General features: G+C 69.1%; 1 protein-coding gene. It reads right to left on the bottom strand.

The window, feature by feature from the left end; genetic code table 11:
- The coding region (locus tag HWX00_RS36530) for an acyl-CoA dehydrogenase family protein (RefSeq protein WP_175868204.1) at nt 1-1,253 on the bottom strand (1,253 nt) is incomplete at both ends.

Genomic DNA, 1,253 nt, shown 5'->3' with positions numbered 1-1,253 from the left:
GCCAGCGCGCGGGCACCTTTCTCCAGCTGTACCTTCATCGACGCGGCCGCCGCACCGTCCAGCTTGCCCAGCGCCGCCACCGTGGCGTCGATCTCCGCGAGCAGCCCCTTCGCCACCGCGCCCCCGTCGCGCATCGTCTTGCGGCCCACCAGGTCGTTCGCCTGGATCGCCGTCGTCCCTTCGTAGATCGCCAGGATCCGCGCATCGCGGTAGTACTGCGCCGCGCCCGTCTCCTCGATGAAGCCCATCCCGCCGTGCACCTGCACGCCCAGGCTCGCCACGTCGTTCACCATCTCCGTGCTCCAGCCCTTCACCACCGGCACCAGATACTCGTAGATCGCCTGATGACGCGCCCGCGTCGCCTCGTCCGCATGGCGGTGGGCCATGTCGCTGTGCGACGCCGCCACGTACGCCAGCGCCCGCGCGCCTTCGGTCAGCGCGCGCATCGTGCCGAGCATCCGCCGCACGTCCGGGTGATGGATGATCGTCACCGACTGCCTGGCCGAGCCGTCCACCGGGCGGCTCTGCACGCGCTCCTTCGCGAATGCCGCTGCCTTCTGGTACGCGCGGTCGGCCACGCCGATCCCCTGCATCCCGACGCCGAAGCGCGCCGCGTTCATCATGATGAACATGTATTCGAGGCCGCGGTTCTCCTCGCCCACGAGGTAACCGATCGCCCCGCCGTGATCGCCGTACTGCAGCACCGCCGTCGGGCTCGCCTTGATCCCGAGCTTGTGCTCGATCGACACGCAGTGCACGTCGTTGCGCGCGCCCAGCGACCCGTCCGCGTTGACCATGAACTTCGGCACGATGAACAGCGAGATGCCCTTCACGCCTTCCGGCGCGTTCGGCGTGCGCGCCAGCACCAGGTGGACGATGTTGTCCGCCATGTCGTGCTCGCCCCACGTGATGAAGATCTTCGTGCCGAACACCTTGTACGTGCCGTCGCCCTGCGGCTCGGCGCGCGAGCGCACCAGCGCGAGGTCGGAGCCCGCCTGCGGCTCGGTCAGGTTCATCGTGCCGGTCCATTCGCCCGAGATCAGCTTCGGCACGTAGCGCTGCTTCTGCTCGTCGGTGCCGGCCGTCAGCAGCGCCTCGATCGCGCCGTCGGTGAGCAGCGGACACAGCGCGAACGACAGGTTCGCGGCGTTCAGCATCTCGATGCACGGCGTCGCGATCAGCTTCGGCAGCCCCTGGCCATCGTACTCGGCCGGATGCTGCAGCCCCTGCCAGCCGCCTTCGACGAACTGGCG

The sequence above is a fragment of the Burkholderia seminalis DSM 23518 genome (assembly GCF_902832885.1).
GTDB classification, from domain to species: domain Bacteria; phylum Pseudomonadota; class Gammaproteobacteria; order Burkholderiales; family Burkholderiaceae; genus Burkholderia; species Burkholderia seminalis.
This window is presented reverse-complemented; position numbering and strand designations above follow the sequence as displayed.